The organism is Bacillus cereus group sp. N12 (assembly GCF_016483575.1).
Lineage (GTDB): Bacteria > Bacillota > Bacilli > Bacillales > Bacillaceae_G > Bacillus_A > Bacillus_A toyonensis.
Genome location: NZ_JAEHBO010000029.1, coordinates 1 through 18,054 on the forward strand (window position 1 = coordinate 1; position 18,054 = coordinate 18,054).

Sequence of the window (18,054 nt, forward strand, 5' to 3'; positions counted from 1 at the left end):
TGATACACCCTCCTCGTATAATAAGTTTTAAGTTAATAACTGTTCCTTGAAAATTAAATAGTTTTTATCTTCAAGAGCTACATCAAAAAAATGATGTATGGGTAAAATTTAGTCTTGGATACTGGGGGATTTCCCTAGATAATGGAAGTATGGAAATGGATCCATCGGGAATACGCTTACTCCTCCTGTAGTTCGACCACGTTAAAAGACTGTGCCCCAGACCAAAATGCACTGCATACGCACAAGCTGTATCGGTTTCCTTCACTTACCTCTCATAGTGGTGGGAGGGCAGCTTAGGTGAAGGCAATCATTGAATACTCATACGCGAGGTTGTGGCTATGTTTTGGACTCTAGTGAGATCCCACAGTATCCAAGCTCATTCCAAATACTATTCAAAGAAAGGTCGATGTCTACTATCCAGCCATATCCATCATTTATATATTCTAGGCTTTTTATAATTGCCATTTCACAACTTCGCCCTGGTCTAAAGCCGTAACTAGATTCGCTAAATTGTTTTTCAAATATTGGACCAAGCACTTGACTGATTACTTGTTGAACAACCCTATCCACTACTGTTGGTATTACCAATTTGCGCATCTTCCATAAAAAGAGCCAGGTCCATAAAAAAATAAGGACCTGGCTCATAAAAGACATCATTATGTAAAGCCGCTAACTTCCCTACGCTGGTACGAGCCAGATCAGGTCCAAAGGGTTAAGAAGTTCACGCGCTTCTCTCTCAGCCTACGCATACGTTAGGCACCCCTAGTTTCTCACTGATTTAATTTTCAATACTTTCTCATCATACACGATAATCTGAAAAATGAAAAGTTTATTTCTTTTATTGTTTATGGAATCATCCACGTTAAATAATATGCCTGTACATACGTCATAATACCAACAATAATAACGAAGAACAAACTATGCTTAACTGTAAAACGGAACAAATCCGACTCTTTTCCGGCAAGTCCAACTGCCGCACAAGCAATTGCAATCGATTGCGGAGAAATCATCTTACCTGTTACACCACCTGTTGTATTTGCCGCAACGAGAAGTACTTCAGATACGCCAACTTGCTGCGCCGTAATTGCTTGTAAATTCGAGAACAGTGCGTTCGCTGACGTATCGGATCCTGTTAAGAATACACCAATCCAACCTAGGAATGGTGAGAAGAACGGAAATAGTCCGCCAGTTCCTGCTAGCGCTAGCGCTAATGTAGAAGATAGACCAGAATAGTTTGCGATAAATGCGAATCCTAATACGAATCCGATAGATAGAATTGGCATCTTAAGTTCGTTTAACGTTTCTTTAAATGTCGCTACTGCATCTTTTGCACTCATTTTCAAAATAAAGATAGAAATAATACAAGCAATTAAAATTGCCGTTCCAGTCGCTGATAAAACATCTAATTTCAAAATTGCTTCATAAGGCGTTGGTTTATTTACTATCGGCTCTGCTTTCATTACTAAATTGTGTAAGCCTGGAACTTCAAACTTAAATACAAGACTTTCTAAAGCGCCTCCTGGAGCAAATAAAGATTTAAAGAAGCTTTGGCTCCAAACAACTACCATAACCGTTAAAATAATGAACGGAGACCATGCTTTCACTACTTTTCCTATTGTGAGTTTTGGCATAGATGTCGTCGTTGTTGCCGCTACTTCACTATTTGCTTGTTTAGATTGATAGATTTCTTTCGGCTGCCAAACTTTTAAGAACAGCGCTAAACTCACTAAACTTACAAGTGCTGACGTAATATCCGGAAGCTCCGGCCCTAGAAACGTTGCTGTAATAAACTGTGTAATTGCAAATGAACTACCTGCTACAAGTAACGCAGGCCACGTTTGTTTTACCCCTTTAAACCCATCCATTAAAAATACGATGAAGAACGGAACAAATAATGATAGAAACGGTAACTGATGTCCAGCCATTTGTCCGATTTTATGTGGATCAATACCCGTTACTTGTCCAGCAACTGTAATCGGAATTCCCATCGCTCCGAATGCTACCGGTGCAGTATTTGCGATTAAACAAAGACCAGCCGCATATAAAGGATTTAATCCGAGACCTGCTAGAAGCGCTGCCGTGATTGCTACTGGTGCACCGAATCCCGCAGCCCCTTCTAAAAATGCTCCGAATGAAAAACCAATTAAAATAACGAGTAAACGGTGATCATTTGTAATAGATAATACAGATGCACGAATGACATCGAATTGACCTGTTTTTACGGAAATTTTATACAAAAATACCGACATAATGATAATCCAAGCAATTGGCCATAGTCCGTATAAAAAACCGTATCCAGTTGCTGCCATCGCCATCGTAAACGGCATTTTATAAGCGAATAACGCTACTAAAATTGTAAGTACAACTGTAATAAACCCTGCCACATACCCCTTCATGCGGAAAACTGCTAAAGCTAAGAAAAAAAAGATGATTGGAATAAGTGCGACTGCTGCCGAAATCCAAATGTTACCGAACGGATCATAAACTTGTGTCCATGTGTTCATTGTTCTCTCCCCCTAAAGAATCCCCTTTTAAATAGAATAACCTCATCAATAGACTATCAGGTCATCATACCTTTAAGTCTAAAAATAAAAAACGTTCAAGAAAACGTTTTCATCTAATCCCATTTATACTTTATCACAGCATTTTCCATAAAAAAAGATTTTTTTGAAAATTTTATTATTTAAAGAAAAAATCTTACAAAATCGTCACGTTCTTGTAATGTTCATCGATAGTAAGCTTGTAAAAATTACTGCATAATAATAGTATAACAACGGAAATTATTTATGAGGTGATATATATGAATGGAAACAAAATACTAGCTGCTTTATCATACTTTAGTGTACTATTTGCCCCTATCTTATTCCCAATCATCGTTTGGATTGTGGGGGATGCTGAAACAAAGCCACATGCAAAACGTGCTCTATGGACACATATCATTCCAAGTATCGCTACATTTATCGGCGTAGCCATTTTAGGAATTATGGGCATCGGATCGGACCAACCAGATGTAACACTTGGAATTGGAGCAATGATTGTCTTAGCTATTTGCGGAATCATCAGCTTATACTACTTCATCTGGAACATTGTAAAAGGAATTAAAGTGCTGAAAGCTTAACTTTAAACAAACGTTTGTTTAAAAAAGGACACTTGCAAATTGCAAGTGTCCTTTTTCCGATTAGTGTGAGCTAATAATTAGCGGGGGATGCCCCTACCGATTAAAGTTTCACTTTATCTTCTTCGTTTCTTCTTTTTTCTCATCATTTTCTTTCGGCGCGTATTCGTTTTATCCGCTATAATGTGAAGCGTGCTCGCCACAACAATTCCCATTAGGAACGTTTTAATTTCCACCTCATGTTTTTTCGCAATTTCTATTAAGTTCCCGTCCAGTGCTATTACATTTAATAGAAATAAAAACGGAGAAAATACGATTAACATGTATGCAATACGAATTACATCACCAAGTATAATCGTATGTGTAAGAAAGGAACGATGTGGCATTACTTTCTTATACGGATACCAAAATATACGCAGGAATCCCCATTTATTATACGCATTACTGTACGTATCTAAATCAGGTGTTAAAAATGAAGTACCTACTAAAAAGCCAATTGCAAAAGTTAATAAAAAATCAAAATTTGTTAATCCATACGAAAAGAGCAGAAACAAAACAACCGGAAGGGATATTAAGTTTATTTTCGTATGCGTTTTTCCTGATGGCATAATGCACTTCCTCGCTTACGTTCGCCCTGTCACTCTATGACAGTTCTCACCTATTGATCTAATTTCTGATCGATAAATGATGTGTCTATATCCGAACCAAACCATTCTGCCAACTTCACTCGTGCCTTATCTTTCACATCTTCATTGACATATAATGACGCCTGTATTAGTGCGGCCGTTAATGCCCCTAAATCGTCCGTATAACCAACTCCAGCAATGAAATCTGGGATGGCATCAATCGGCGCAATAAAATAAGCAAGTGCTCCAATTACAATAATTTTCACCCGCTTTGGAACATCAGGTCTTTGCAAAACGTAAAACAGTAATAAACTGGCATAAATGACCGACTGTCCGGCTTGCTTTGCAACATGCTTTACTTTTTTCCAAAACGCTTCAACTGAAAATTTTTGTTTCATGTAAAAGCCCCCCTATTTTTTAAAAGAAATAAGCTACAATATATTACCAGTAAAAGTTCATCAAAATTACACATAATCTATCAATGAATTTTTATTTTAACAAACAAACTTAAAAAGAACAAGTGTTCGTTAATTTTCATATCCTTTCCTTCATATAATAGTTTTCTAGACAAACCATTACATATTTCCACTTCTTATTTCTCAACCATGAAAATTTTCACTTTCACTTAACATTCTTCTCTATCTTTGTTATATTTTCTAGTTGACGGACATATAAACGAATGATAAAGTTTTCTCTGGTAGTGACAAAACACATACAAAAAATGTAAAATGTTATAGTGTTTCTCAGAAATGAATTTTGTTGTATAATACAGAAATGACGTTATACTTATGAGCAGCAAAAGAAACCAAAAAAGGGTATGCATAGTTAAAGTCGTATATGGGTGAATATAGAAGCTCTAATTATGGCAAAAGAAACTATGTATTTTTTATTTTAACATTTTTCGCTCCAAAATCGACCAAGCCTGATAGAGAAAGGGTGGAAATGAATGAAAGAAACCTTGAAATCACAATTTCAAAATGTGCGTTTCACTTTATTCGTAGCTTTAGCCGTATGGCTGAAAACCTACATTATTACACGCACAAGCTTTGATTTAAAACTTGAATCTTTCATGCAAGAATTCATTTTATTCATTAGTCCATTAGCAGCATCATTACTGTTTGTGGGACTTGCATTATTTGCAAAAGGAAAAAAACGTAACTATATAGCACTTGGAATTAATTTTGTTTTAACGTTCATTCTTGTTGGTAACGTAATGTTCTACGGATTCTACAACGACTTCGTTACTTTACCAGTACTAGGGCAAACTTCTAACTTTGGAAGCTTAGGTTCTAGTGTAAAAGAATTATTTAACTACAAAATTATCCTTGCATTTGCGGATATTATCGTATTCTTCATCTTATTAAAGAAGAAGAAAAACTTTGCACCGACAGAGCGTGTAGCACGTCCGATGCGTTCTCTATACTTCGTGTCAACAGTTGCTATTTTCTTCGTAAACCTAGGGTTTGCAGAAGCTGAACGTCCAGAACTATTAACACGTTCATTCGACCGCGTTATGCTTGTTAAAAACTTAGGATTATATGTACACCAAGCATACGATCTTGGCTTACAAGCGAAGTCAAGTTCACAAAAGGCATTTGCCGACGGTAGTAAATTACAAGAAACAGAAAACTATGTGAAAACAACACAAAGTAAACCAGATCCAAATATGTTCGGTACTGCAAAAGGAAAAAACGTAATTGTTGTCTCTCTTGAGTCATTACAAACATTCTTAATTGGCGCAACAGTTAACGGACAAGAAGTTACACCATTCTTAAACCAATTTACGAAAGAAAGTTATTACTTTGATAACTTCTTCCATCAAACTGGGCAAGGTAAAACATCTGATGCTGAATTCTTAGTAGATACTTCTTTATATCCACTAGACCGTGGTGCTGTATTCTTCACACACGGTAACAACGAATACACAGCAACTCCAGAAATTTTACGTCAGCAAGGGTACCACACATCGGTATTCCACGCAAACAACGCAACATTCTGGAACCGTAACATTATGTATCCGGCACTTGGTTATGATCGTTACTACAACGAGCTTGACTACAAGATTACGCCAGAAACAAAATTAAATTGGGGATTAAAAGATATCGAATACTTTGATCAATCTATCGATATGTTAAAAGAAGTAAAGCAACCATTCTATACTCGCTTCCTTACTTTAACGAACCATTACCCATTCACTTATGATGACAACACGAAATTAATCGATGAATATAATTCTGGTGATGGCGTGTTTGACCGTTACATGGTAACTGCTCGCTATTTAGACGAAGCAATGAAACATTTTATTGAGCGTCTAAAAGCAGAAGGCATTTACGACAACTCTGTGATCGTATTCTACGGTGATCACTATGGTATTTCTGAAAACCATAACCGTGCAATGGCACAGTTCTTAGGAAAAGAAGAAATTACTGCATTTGACCATATGAACTTACAAAAAACACCGATGTTTATTCACGTTCCAGGTCAAAAAGAAGGTAAAACAATTTCAAAACCAACTGGTGAAATTGATATTAAACCAACTATTCTAAACTTACTTGGTGTAGATTCTACGAATCAAATTCAATTTGGCCATGACGTATTCTCACCTGATAATAAAGGATTCGTTGTTCTTCGTGACGGTAGCTTCATTACAGATAAGTACATGTACACGAACAGTACATTCTACGACCGTGCTACTGGCGAAGTTGTACAATTACCGAAAGAAGAATCTCAACCACTCATTGATCGTGCCCAAAATGAATTGAACATGTCAGACAAACTCATTGAAGGTGACTTACTTCGCTTCTCTGAAAGTAACAAGATTAAAACTGGTGAAGTAAAAACAGCTATTAAAGAAGAAAAGAAGAGCGCTGAGTAATCTCAGCCTCTTTTTTATTTTCCGCTATCCTTCTTCTCCTATTCATTAACTTTAAAATTACATAACCTTTACCAAATATTCACACCACATTAACCAAACATCTCTATAATAAAATATGTAAACAAGGTTCTACATATTTCTTATCTCTCATCTTCAATAAGATCCCTTAAAGAAATATGCGAAACGTTTGTTTTCTACTTTCTTTTAATTGTCTTTTAAAGTGTTTTGTTCTCATGTACAAAACCTTCAATAAGATGATATCCCTATGAAAGATAGCTACCCTCCTTTTGCAGCATTCCATATGAATGTTGCTTTTTTTTATTTATAGGCAGGATTCTTATTTCTTATTTTCGAATTTGTATATACAAAATGCTATAAATCTCTATTACTTCCCTATTATTTACAAATACATATACGTCATATGTAGAGTATTACTTACATAAAAATTACTATAGCGATTTTATGCCGCGTTAACTAGCAATAGGAATCCCACTTCAAAATTTGGCCGGATTCAAAAGTCATATGGGTGATCTAACCGTATAGCTCGATTAATCAAAGTTTCACCTTACTTCAGTACTTACGAAAGGATGGGATGGAAATTGGCATATGAAAGATTTGTACTTTGGAATGATGCAGTTATTGATACAACAAAACAAAAAACATACATAGAACTAGAAGAAAGAGGCTTGCAATTTGGAGATGGTGTCTACGAGGTAATGCGGCTCTACAACGGAAACTTTCACTTATTAGATCCGCACATAACAAGACTATATCGCTCCCTAGAAGAAATAGAATTATCGCTCCCTTTCTCAAAAGCAGAGCTCATCACCTTACTTTACAAACTCATTGAAAGTAATAATTTCTACGAAGATGGAACCATTTATTTGCAAGTATCTCGCGGTGTACAAGCTCGTACTCATGCATTCTCATATGACATTCCCCCGACAATCTATGCCTATATCACAAAAAAGGAAAGACCGGCTTTATGGATTGAATATGGTGTACGTGCTATATCAGAACCAGATACTCGCTGGCTTCGCTGTGATATTAAATCATTAAATTTACTACCAAATGTATTAGCTGCTACGAAAGCTGAACGCAAAGGTTGTAAAGAAGCCCTTCTCGTACGAAATGGTATTGTAACTGAAGGTAGCCGTTCCAACTTCTTTTTAATTAAAAATGGAACACTCTACACACATCCGGCCAATCACCTTATTTTAAACGGAATTATTCGTCAGTATGTCCTTTCTTTAGCTAATACTCTTCACATTCCTGTACAAGAAGAACTTTTTAGCATTCGTGACGTTTACCAAGCCGATGAATGTTTCTTTACAGGCACGACGATTGAAATCTTACCGATGACTCACCTTGATGGAGCTGCGATCCAAGATGGCCAAGTTGGCCCCATTACAAAAACAATACAAAAATCATTTTCTCAAAGCCTTTTAAAATCGAACACTCCATCTTCTTAAATACGAATAATTATCACTCCTTATAATGTTAATATATGTATTTAAATCAAAATCAAGGTAAAAATTCCTGCCTTGATTTTTTTCTTGTAATCTTTTTGTCACATTCAGTTTCCCGCATAAGTCTTGACAGTAATCGACATGCCTTTTAGAATTTTTAATAGTTGGTAAATTTTTCTTCACTACATTACAGACAGAAAGGAATCGACAAACTATGAAAAAATACCTTGCCGGTCTTGCGGCAGTGTCTGTAGCAGGAGGAGCAGCCCCTACACTTGATAGTGTGCAAGCTGCCCCGGAACAAAATACACAAAAAGCTGCTACACAAACTGTACAAGCTTCTGCACCTAACAATTCATCTTACACGGTAAATGCTGATGTATTACATGTTCGTGCAGGATCAAGCACTTCTCAAGATATCATCTCTCGTGTTTATAACGGTCAATCATTAGACGTGATTGGCGAAGAAAATGGTTGGTTCAAAATTAACCATAATGGAAAAACTGGCTTTGTCAGTGGCGAATTTGTATCAAAAAAGGGAGCAACTAATTCCAATGTAAGTACAACAGGTGGAAAGAATAAAGTTACTGCCGATGTATTACGTGTACGTACGGCTCCTAACACTTCTAGTTCTGTTTCAGGACGCGTGTATGAAGGACAAACATTAAACGTAATTGGTCAAGAAAATGGTTGGGTGAAAATCAACCACAATGGACAAACTGGTTACGTTAGTGGCCAATTCGTATCAGGTGTTTCTGCAAATACAGGAGCTACAAACGATACGAATCAACAAACTGTACAACCAGCAAGCGGAAACTATACAGTAAATGTATCTTCCCTTCGTGTTCGTACAGGTCCTAGCACTTCTCACACAACTATAGCTTCTATTACAAAAGGACAAGTAGTACAAGTTGTTGGCGAAGTTCAAGATTGGTTCAAAATCAATTATGCAGGACAAGCTGCCTACATAAGTAAAGACTACGTAACAAAGGGCGGTTCTAACGAAAACGGTTCACAAGGCAACAATCAAAACAATAACGTAACTGTTCAAACTGGTGGTACTTACGTTGTTAACGCAACGTCTCTACGTGTTCGTACAGGCCCTGCTGCTTACCATAGTGTAATTGGCGGCGTGTTAAATGGTACAACATTAAACGTAGTTGGATCTGATGGTAGCTGGTTTAAAGTTAATTACCAAGGAAAAACTGGTTTTGTGAGTAGCGAGTTTGTAAAATTCGTTAAAGGTGGCACTGCTACTCCTGAACAACCAAAACAACCTGAAAAACCTAACCAAGGTGCAATTGGTGACTACTACATTAATGCTTCTGCACTAAATGTACGTAGTGGCGAAGGTACAAATTATAGAATCATAGGGGCACTTTCACAAGGACAGAAGGTGCAAGTAATCTCTGAAAACTCTGGATGGAGTAAAATTAACTATAATGGCCAAAATGGTTATATCGGAACACGTTTCCTATCTAAAACACCAGTTGGTGGTGCAGTAGATAAGCCTAACAACAATAATAATCAAAATAACAACAATCAAAACAACAACAACAATACAGGCAACAACAGCGGTGACACTTCTTCTCTACTTGCATACGCGAAATCTATGCAAGGTGTACCATACGTTTGGGGCGGTACTTCTGCTAACGGTGTTGACTGCAGTGGTTACATCTACCACGTATTTAAGAAATTTGGTCATAACATTAGCCGTCAAAGTGTTGCAGGATATTGGAGCAGCTTACCGAAAACTTCAAGTCCACAACCAGGCGACTTAATTTATTTCCAAAACACTTATAAAGCAGGTCCTTCTCATATGGGAATTTACCTTGGGGGCGGATCATTTATCCAATCTGGAGATAAAGGTGTAGCAATTGCTTCACTAAGTAACTCTTATTGGAAGAGCCACTTCTTAGGTTATACGAAAGCACCTTAAGTTATAGTTTCAGAGCCTTCTAGATTACTAGAAGGCTCTTTTTAAAAAAAACTCTATATAGTAATCCCCTTTCGTTCTTTCTCCACACAAAAATTATGCGTTCATTTTCCTATTTCGTACACTATATTCTATAAAAATCACTCAAAACGTTATCACAATGAATATATTCCCACAAAAAACATAACCTATTTCATGTCTATTCATTTCATATGTGTTTTTTTGAAGAATTTTCTTTTTATTTAAACTTTTCGTTAGACGTTTGACCTCCGATGTCCATTATGATAAGTTACTTAAGATGTTATATTCGCAAAAGTATAGACAACTGGTTTATACACTTTTTTACTATGAGGAAGGAGCATACACTGCATGAATCTTTTATGGGGAATTGGCGGCGTGATTGGAGTATTAGCAATTGCTTTTTTACTATCTTCCAACCGCAAAGCTATTAATTGGCGCACAATTTTAATCGCGCTAGCATTACAAATGTCATTTTCATTTATCGTATTACGCTGGGATGCTGGTAAAGCAGGTTTAAAACACGCTGCTGATGGTGTTCAAGGATTAATTAATTTTTCTTACGAGGGAATTAAGTTCGTTGCTGGGGATTTAGTCAACGCAAAAGGCCCTTGGGGATTTGTCTTCTTTATTCAGGCACTACTTCCAATTGTATTTATTAGTTCATTAGTAGCAATCTTATATCATTTCGGTATTATGCAGAAATTTGTTAGTGTCGTTGGTGGTGCATTAAGTAAACTTCTTGGAACTTCTAAAGCAGAAAGTTTAAACTCAGTAACAACTGTATTTTTAGGACAAACTGAGGCACCAATCTTAATCAAACCTTACTTAGCACGCTTAACAAATAGTGAGTTCTTCACTATTATGGTAAGTGGTATGACGGCTGTTGCCGGGTCAGTTCTTGTCGGCTATGCAGCGATGGGAATTCCGTTAGAACACTTATTAGCAGCAGCAATTATGGCAGCTCCATCAAGTTTATTAATTGCAAAACTAATTATGCCAGAAACAGAAGAAGTAGATAATAACGTTGAGCTTTCTACAGAACGTGAAGACGCAAACGTTATTGATGCAGCTGCACGTGGTGCATCTGAAGGTATGCAACTTGTTATTAACGTAGCAGCAATGTTAATGGCTTTCATCGCATTAATCGCTTTATTAAATGGATTATTAGGATGGGTTGGTTCTTGGTTCGATATTAAACTTAGCCTAGATTTAATCTTCGGTTACTTATTATCTCCATTTGCAATCTTAATCGGGGTTTCTCCAGGTGAAGCTATACAAGCAGCAAGCTTTATCGGTCAAAAACTTGCAATCAACGAATTCGTTGCATACGCAAACTTAGGACCACATATGGCAGATTTCTCTGCAAAAACAAATCTGATTTTAACATTCGCAATCTGTGGATTCGCAAACTTCTCTTCTATTGCAATTCAATTAGGTGTAACTGGAACGTTAGCTCCTACTCGCCGTAAACAAATTGCACAATTAGGGATTAAAGCAGTTATCGCTGGTACACTAGCGAACTTCTTAAACGCAGCAGTTGCAGGTATGATGTTCCTATAAATTTATATCAAATCTCCTCTTTCCATAGAGGAGGTTTTTTTGTATGTATAAATATATTTTTATATATACAAAATACTTTATGATGAAATATAAAAACATTATGATACAATAATTAGTAAGTCTGTTTATTTTTTTTTGTGCAAGAGAGATACTACTTCATTTTGTTCTATTAAAAAAGAATTGCAGTTACATGGTCTAATCCTTATTAATTGCGCATACTACAAGTATCCTTGCCTGAATTACCTTTAAGGAGGAACGTTTGTGAAAAATAATTTCTATAAAGTCTTCTCTATGTGGATTTTACAAATTTTATTTTATTTTACAACTGTACATGTGACGCATTATGAGCATGCTCTCATTTTTACAATTATATATGTAATCGTTAATGTACTATTTCTATTTTTGCCTGATAAAACCGCATTTGTTTTCTTCATATTGGGAACCATTATTTCGGTATTCTATTTATTCTATCAAGCGTGGCTTTACTTATGGAGTACATCAGATCAATGGGAGTACATTATTACTCACTTCCTGATGGTAGCAAACTTCTTCATTGTTTATATCTCAACACATCTATTAAAGAAAGTTATTCATGAGAATAAAGAATTAACTGAACGTGTGAGAACGCTAGAACAATACATTGGAGAATCAAAATTATTAACGAGACAAGAATTCGAAAGAAGACAAGCATTATTAATAACTGCAATGAATCGTCGCAATGAATCAGGTATTATCATTTACTTCGATTTTGCTTCCTTTAGTAAATACACGAAAGAAAGCGTCATGGACCGTGTAGCTTCATTATTAGTTGAAACGGTAAGAAATGACTTTGACCTTGCTGCTGAATACGATAGCAATACACTGGTTATTTTACTACAAAACACAAATGAAGCTGGTGCTAACATTGTAATGAACCGCCTACAGCCAAAAATGGGGCAATGGCTTGCTGCTGAAGCAATTCAAGATATAAAAATTTCGCGAGAGCAAATCGGAAGTAAAGGACCGACATTATTATGATGACGCTTGTTATACTCCTTTTATTTCTTTTATTCTGTGTACTCGTTTTTTGGATTAGCATCGCATTTTCAATTAAATACGTACTTATTTTTACAGCCTTTCTATTCTCTGGCTTACTCGTTTATTATTCTTTCTTAACACTCGCAGGCTTAATTCACCGAAATAGTAAACGAAAAGATCGTACGCTAGAACATTATCCGAGCGTTGATATTTTAATACCCGCCCATAATGAAGGGGTCGTTATTAAAGATACGTTAGAGGCGATGGCAAAGATTGAATATCCAGGCAAACTAACTGTTTATTTATTAAACGATAATTCTCAGGATGAAACACCTGAAATTGGTGATGACTTTGACAAAGCTTATGCTCATATCCGTCACATTCGTGTCCCGCCTGGTGAACCAAAAGGAAAATCACGTGTATTAAACTATGGGCTTAGTATTTCGGATGGTGAATATTTCTGCGTTTACGATGCAGACAATCAACCTGAACCACATGCTCTGCGAATGCTTGTCGAACATGCTGAAACAACCAAAGATGCCGTTGGGGCTGTTGGACACGTTCGTACAGTCAATGAAAACAGAAACTGGCTGACACGAATGATTTCACTAGAGTTTCAAATCTTCCAGCTCCTTATGCAATCTGGACGCTGGTTACTATTCCAAACAGGTTCACTAACAGGAACGAACATGCTTCTTCGTCGCTCTGCCTTAGAAGAGCTTGGTGGCTATGATCCTTATGCAATTGCAGAAGACGCTGAATTAACATTACGAATTACACAAAAAGGCTATCTCTTACCAATCGTTCCAGAATCGATTACATGGGAACAAGAACCTGAGCATTTAAAAATTCTTATTAAACAACGTACACGTTGGCTCCAAGGAAACCTCTATATTTTAGAAAAGATGTTTTCTTCATTAAGTTTCTTTAAAGGGAAACTTCTTGTCCATTCCTTACAGCAAGTGTTAGTGTATGTCGTATTTTGGCTATTTTTAATCATTTCAAACGTTTGGTTTGTCATTGGACTACTCGGGATATTCCAGATTCAATATAGTATTCCGTTACTATTTATGTGGTATGTTGCATATATTACATATGTTTCGCAATTATTTAGTGCCCAGAGCGTCGAACGAACCTTTACACCGACGAATATTTTTATTAGCGTCATCATGTACTTTACGTACGCACAGCTCTTCACGTATTTATTTATTCGCAGTCTAATCTTATACTTACGTGCAAAGAGCAAGAAACAAGTCATCGGCTGGGATAAAACCGTTCGATTCAAAAAAGATAAATAATAAAAATAAGCACAGAGCGCCGTATGCTCTGTGCTTATTTATTGCCGTATAAATTATATATCAGACAATACCCCTTAGCTGAAAGTAATTTCACGTCCATCCCCCAACGAACGATCGACCTTCATTTATATACGAAAAAGTGATTGCTATTTTTGTAGAACCAATTGCTTCTCTTGCTGATCTTTGCGCGTTTCAGTCTTAGGTTCCGTGCTTTCTTGCACATTTCGATGTGCCACACGTTTCAAACAAATATGCTTCCACTTTCTTTCGTAACGTTTCATTATTCTAGATGTCCCCCTTGAATGCGCTTTAAAACTATTTGAAATCGCTTACAGGAAATAATATAGCACATATACATAAAAGTGACAACACATTTCCGACATATTTTTGACAAAAATATGAATAGAATTCATAAAATATCGAATGTTGTCGAAAGTTATCATTTTTTCTTCGTATAAAAGGCATACTACTTATATAGTACAGTATTTTATTTCCCTGATTTGTATTTAAAATCTCTTCTATATAAAATGAAACTTTAATCAGTGAGGCTTTTTTCATCCCCCACTTAACTTCTTTGCTTTAGCTGAATTTTGAGGTGGGTGTCTTATTGCCACAAATAGAGGGATAAAAAAGGGCTGATATGAAATCAGCCCTTTTCCTTCTATTATTTATGTTGCTTCATACGTCCTTCTTTTTGCAATTCTTTAAATAATGCTGCCATCATAAAGAAAATAACAAAGACGAATGGGAATGCCGCAATAATAGCTGCCGTTTGCAATGCTTCTAATCCGCCAACATATAATAAGGTAGAAGCTATCGCGGCTAGAACGATACCCCAAACCATTTTAATGCGGTTCGGTGGATTTAAACTACCATGCGTCGTTAACATTCCTAAAACAAACGTCGCAGAATCTGCTGATGTAATAAAGAATGTTGCAATAAGTAGAATACCTAAAACTGATAAAGCTGATCCAAAGCTACCCATCTGATCGAACATAGCGAATAATCCTACTTCTGTTCCCATCTCTTTCACTTTGTCAAAGATATGCGCATCACCAAACAGCTCCATATGAATACCAGTCCCGCCGAAAACAGAGAACCAAAGTGCACCAATTACGGTCGGAACAAGTAACACACCAATAACAAACTCACGAATCGTACGCCCTCGTGACACACGAGCAATAAATGTACCTACGAATGGTGACCATGCAATCCACCATGCCCAATAGAAAATTGTCCAAGACTGGATCCATTGATTTCCGCCTTCATCCAATGGACTTAAACGGAAACTCATGCCTGGCAATTCCTGAATGTAAGAACCAATCGTTGAAGTGAAGTAATTCATAATAAAGTTTGTTGGACCTGCAAATAATACAATTATCATAAGTGCAAATGCCAAAATAATGTTCGTATTACTTAAATATTTAATTCCTTTATCAAGACCGGTTTGCGCAGATAACATGAAAAGAACTGTTACGATTGCGATAATAACTAACTGCGTCGTTAATGAATTAGGGATAGATGTTAAATAGCTAACACCACCTGCAATTTGTTTTGCCCCAAGACCTAATGATGTCGCAACACCAAACACAGTCGCGAACACAGCTAACACATCAAATGAATGAGCAATACGCCCATGTTCCCCGCCCTTAAATAACGGACCTACTGTCGCACTAATTGTACTTGCTTTTCCTTTTCTAAAAGTGAAGTACGCAATACATAACGCTACAAACGCATATAGTCCCCAAGGATGTAATCCCCAATGGAAAAATGAAAAACGCAGTGCAAGACGCGCACTTTCCTCAGTTGCACCATCTCCAAACGGAGGTGCGTATAAATGGTTTAATGGTTCCGCAACACCCCAGAAAACTAAACCGATACCCATACCAGCACTAAATAACATAGCAAACCATGTCATATAACTATAATCAGGTTCGTCATCATCTTTACCTAAACGAATAGAACCGTATTTCGAGACAATTAAAAAGATGGACACACCTAAAACGATAGAAACAGAAATAATATAAAACCATCCAAACTTACTAACTAGTGCAGTTTGAATTGCAGTTGTTACATTTCCTAGGCTACCTTGTCCAATAATAGATTCGGGAATAATCCCCCAAATTGTAAATGCAATACATAATGTTAATGAAACGATGAATGTCTTTGTCAGTTTCCTCATCAAATCCCCCTTCGTAGGTTTCACTTTTGTAAATAACATAAATTCCGATATGTTAAATCGGATAGAAAACTATAATTTTTGCGGTGATTTTCTTTCAAATCTCTTACTTTCACCTTCACCAATTAGAATTCTTATAGACAGCCTTACCTTCCGTATAACCTTTTCACTCTGCAAGAGCTACAAGGTAGAAATACTGCTGCCAAATTGTGCGAGAAAAATGCGGATGGGAATGTATTTTCCCAAAAAAGGATGTGTTACATATGTAAAAAAGGGCAAATTCCTTCCTTGCAACCTTTTCTTCTTGTAACAATTATGCGGTTTTTTTACTAGTATATAGCACATGTTTATAGCTTCACAAACGAAATGTTTATGTTTATATAACTATATTACCCATAAAACGGTAAAATACTCAAGGAATGTAACTGTATAGTAAACGTTTTGTAATACTATCGTAACATTTTTATTTACGCCGAAAAAAATATGTTGTATTAAATATTTTGAATATAACTAGAAACCTACTAATCATATAGAATGAAAAACGCTTTCCTATATTTTTTGTTATATTACAGGATGTTAACGACTGATTACGAATGGTTTGTAATTGTGTGTTTTCCCCAAATCCGAAAAAATCTGTTGCTATAATGAGGACACGAAAACAAACGCAATGGAGGCTATCATGAAAAAATTAATTGGTATAGCAACAGCAGCAGTTTTTGGTCTTGGGATTTTCACATCATCTGCCAATGCAGAAACTGTTGTAACAACAGACGTACTAAACGTACGCGAAAACCCTACTACTGAATCAAAAGTTGTCGGTAAATTACTAAACGGTAATAAAATAGATGTTCTAAATACAGAGAACGGATGGTCAAAAATCACTTTAGATGGTAAAGACGCATTCGTAAGTGCAGAGTTCACAAAAAGCATCTACTACGTAACAGCTAACGTATTAAACGTACGTGCTGAAGCGAACACAAACTCAGAAATTCTTGGAACGTTGAAGAAGGACGATATGATCGAAACAACGAACCAAGTACAAAATGAGTGGTTACAATTTGAATATAACGGGAAAACAGCTTATGTTCATGTTCCTTTCTTAACAGGTACAGCACCTGTTATTGAGAAACAAGAAACACCAGCTCCTGCTAAAGCTCAAGCACCTGTAGCACAAGCAAAACCAGCTGCTAAGCCTGCTGTGAAAGCTGCTGAAACTAGCGAACCTTCTGGTGGTCGTGAGTTAACAGTTGTAGCTACAGCATATACAGCTCACCCGAGCGAAAACGGTGGCACATATGGCGGCCGTGTATTAACTGCAATGGGTCATGATTTAACTGCGAATCCAAACATGAAAATGATCGCTGTTGACCCGAAAGTAATCCCATTAGGATCTAAAGTATGGGTTGAAGGTTATGGAGAAGCTATCGCTGGAGATACTGGTGGTGCAATTAAAGGTAACCGTATCGACATTCTACTTGGATCAGATAGCGCTGCCCAAAAATGGGGACGCAAAACTGTTAAAGTGAAAATTTTAAAATAACCAATGACTGCTAAATTACAGCCGGTTCTCTTTGTTGAGAGCTGGCTTTTATTTATTTATAATAGCTATGAGGAGGCTATTATCATGAATGTACAAGCAAAAGTAGACTGGATTGGTACACCAAAACCTTATATATATAAAGACGAAGTAACATATGATGCTACTTCCATTGATTTTTCACTCGCCGGCGATGACAATCGCTATAAATTAATTGTGCTCGGCCATGAAGGAAATATACATTACAAAATTGTACAATACGGGATAAAACCAGGCTCACAAAAGCCATTTCCTATCAATATTCCATTCGAACAAGCAATGCTACCGCTAGTCGAACAAATAGTAAATGATCCGTATGTACAAGCGACATTAAAGCAGACACGCTTCTGACCGCAAAAAGACTATCTCAATTACAAGAGAT

14 protein-coding genes, 1 pseudogene and 1 riboswitch are annotated in these 18,054 nt (G+C 36.6%); of the genes and pseudogenes, 9 read left to right on the plus strand and 6 right to left on the minus strand.

Going from position 1 to position 18,054, the window contains the following annotated elements:
- Positions 1-399 precede the first annotated feature (399 nt).
- Both JDS92_RS15045 and lldP read right to left on the minus strand, forming a co-directional pair.
- Positions 400-600 (minus strand): annotated as a pseudogene (locus JDS92_RS15045) (group II intron reverse transcriptase/maturase); the annotation flags it as partial.
- 58 nt (positions 601-658) lie between these two features.
- Positions 659-774, minus strand: a riboswitch (TPP riboswitch).
- 71 nt (positions 775-845) lie between these two features.
- Positions 846-2,504, minus strand: coding sequence for an L-lactate permease (lldP, locus tag JDS92_RS15050; protein WP_001099311.1), 1,659 nt, complete (start codon positions 2,502-2,504; stop codon positions 846-848).
- A gap of 296 nt (positions 2,505-2,800) precedes the next feature.
- Here lldP and JDS92_RS15055 point away from each other — a divergent pair, with 296 nt between their 5' ends.
- Positions 2,801-3,118, plus strand: a complete 318-nt coding sequence (locus JDS92_RS15055; RefSeq protein WP_001014094.1) for a magnetosome magnetite crystal formation protein family — start codon at positions 2,801-2,803, stop codon at positions 3,116-3,118.
- A 113-nt stretch (positions 3,119-3,231) separates the two neighbouring features.
- On the opposite strand, the gene JDS92_RS15060 is transcribed toward JDS92_RS15055, so the two are convergent.
- Together JDS92_RS15060 and JDS92_RS15065 are read right to left on the minus strand one after the other, a co-directional pair.
- A complete protein-coding gene (locus tag JDS92_RS15060) occupies positions 3,232-3,723 on the minus strand; it encodes a metal-binding protein (protein ID WP_001139015.1) in 492 nt (163 codons plus the stop codon).
- Between the two features lie 50 nt (positions 3,724-3,773).
- The gene (locus tag JDS92_RS15065; protein ID WP_000810376.1) at positions 3,774-4,139 is read right to left on the minus strand and encodes a YkvA family protein; all 366 of its coding nucleotides are present in this window, start codon (positions 4,137-4,139) and stop codon (positions 3,774-3,776) included.
- A gap of 548 nt (positions 4,140-4,687) precedes the next feature.
- On the opposite strand from JDS92_RS15065, the gene JDS92_RS15070 reads away from it, so the two are divergent.
- The 6 genes from JDS92_RS15070 (at position 4,688) to JDS92_RS15095 (ending at position 13,917) form a co-directional block, all read left to right on the plus strand.
- Positions 4,688-6,616, plus strand: a complete 1,929-nt coding sequence (locus JDS92_RS15070) for an LTA synthase family protein (RefSeq protein ID WP_000665340.1) — start codon at positions 4,688-4,690, stop codon at positions 6,614-6,616.
- A 587-nt stretch (positions 6,617-7,203) separates the two neighbouring features.
- A complete protein-coding gene (locus JDS92_RS15075; RefSeq protein ID WP_002060282.1) occupies positions 7,204-8,088 on the plus strand; it encodes a D-amino-acid transaminase in 885 nt (294 codons plus the stop codon).
- Positions 8,089-8,299: 211 nt separating this feature from the next.
- Positions 8,300-10,024 (plus strand): SH3 domain-containing protein, encoded by a 1,725-nt coding sequence (locus JDS92_RS15080; RefSeq protein ID WP_199632101.1) that lies wholly within the window; start codon positions 8,300-8,302, stop codon positions 10,022-10,024.
- A gap of 366 nt (positions 10,025-10,390) precedes the next feature.
- Positions 10,391-11,602 (plus strand): NupC/NupG family nucleoside CNT transporter, encoded by a 1,212-nt coding sequence (locus JDS92_RS15085; RefSeq protein ID WP_001051016.1) that lies wholly within the window; start codon positions 10,391-10,393, stop codon positions 11,600-11,602.
- A 261-nt stretch (positions 11,603-11,863) separates the two neighbouring features.
- Positions 11,864-12,619: a diguanylate cyclase domain-containing protein gene (locus JDS92_RS15090; RefSeq protein WP_000794326.1), complete on the plus strand. Its 756-nt coding sequence runs from the start codon at positions 11,864-11,866 to the stop codon at positions 12,617-12,619.
- A complete protein-coding gene (locus JDS92_RS15095) occupies positions 12,616-13,917 on the plus strand; it encodes a glycosyltransferase family 2 protein (protein ID WP_000988737.1) in 1,302 nt (433 codons plus the stop codon). Before JDS92_RS15090 ends, JDS92_RS15095 begins: the two co-directional genes overlap by 4 nt.
- Before the next feature lie 146 nt (positions 13,918-14,063).
- Here the strand turns inward: JDS92_RS15095 and JDS92_RS31245 are convergent, their stop codons facing one another.
- Entirely contained in the window at positions 14,064-14,198 is a 135-nt protein-coding gene (locus tag JDS92_RS31245; protein WP_000833064.1) for a hypothetical protein, read from the minus strand.
- 383 nt (positions 14,199-14,581) lie between these two features.
- Positions 14,582-16,099 carry a glycine betaine transporter OpuD gene (opuD, locus tag JDS92_RS15100; RefSeq protein WP_001230123.1) on the minus strand — a complete coding sequence of 506 codons (1,518 nt, stop codon included), beginning with the start codon at positions 16,097-16,099 and terminating at the stop codon, positions 14,582-14,584.
- A gap of 676 nt (positions 16,100-16,775) precedes the next feature.
- On the opposite strand from opuD, the gene JDS92_RS15105 reads away from it, so the two are divergent.
- Positions 16,776-17,636 (plus strand): cell wall-binding protein EntA, encoded by an 861-nt coding sequence (locus tag JDS92_RS15105; RefSeq protein ID WP_085450712.1) that lies wholly within the window; start codon positions 16,776-16,778, stop codon positions 17,634-17,636.
- 84 nt (positions 17,637-17,720) lie between these two features.
- Positions 17,721-18,023, plus strand: coding sequence for a DUF3910 family protein (locus tag JDS92_RS15110; RefSeq protein WP_199632102.1), 303 nt, complete (start codon positions 17,721-17,723; stop codon positions 18,021-18,023).
- Positions 18,024-18,054 lie beyond the last annotated feature (31 nt).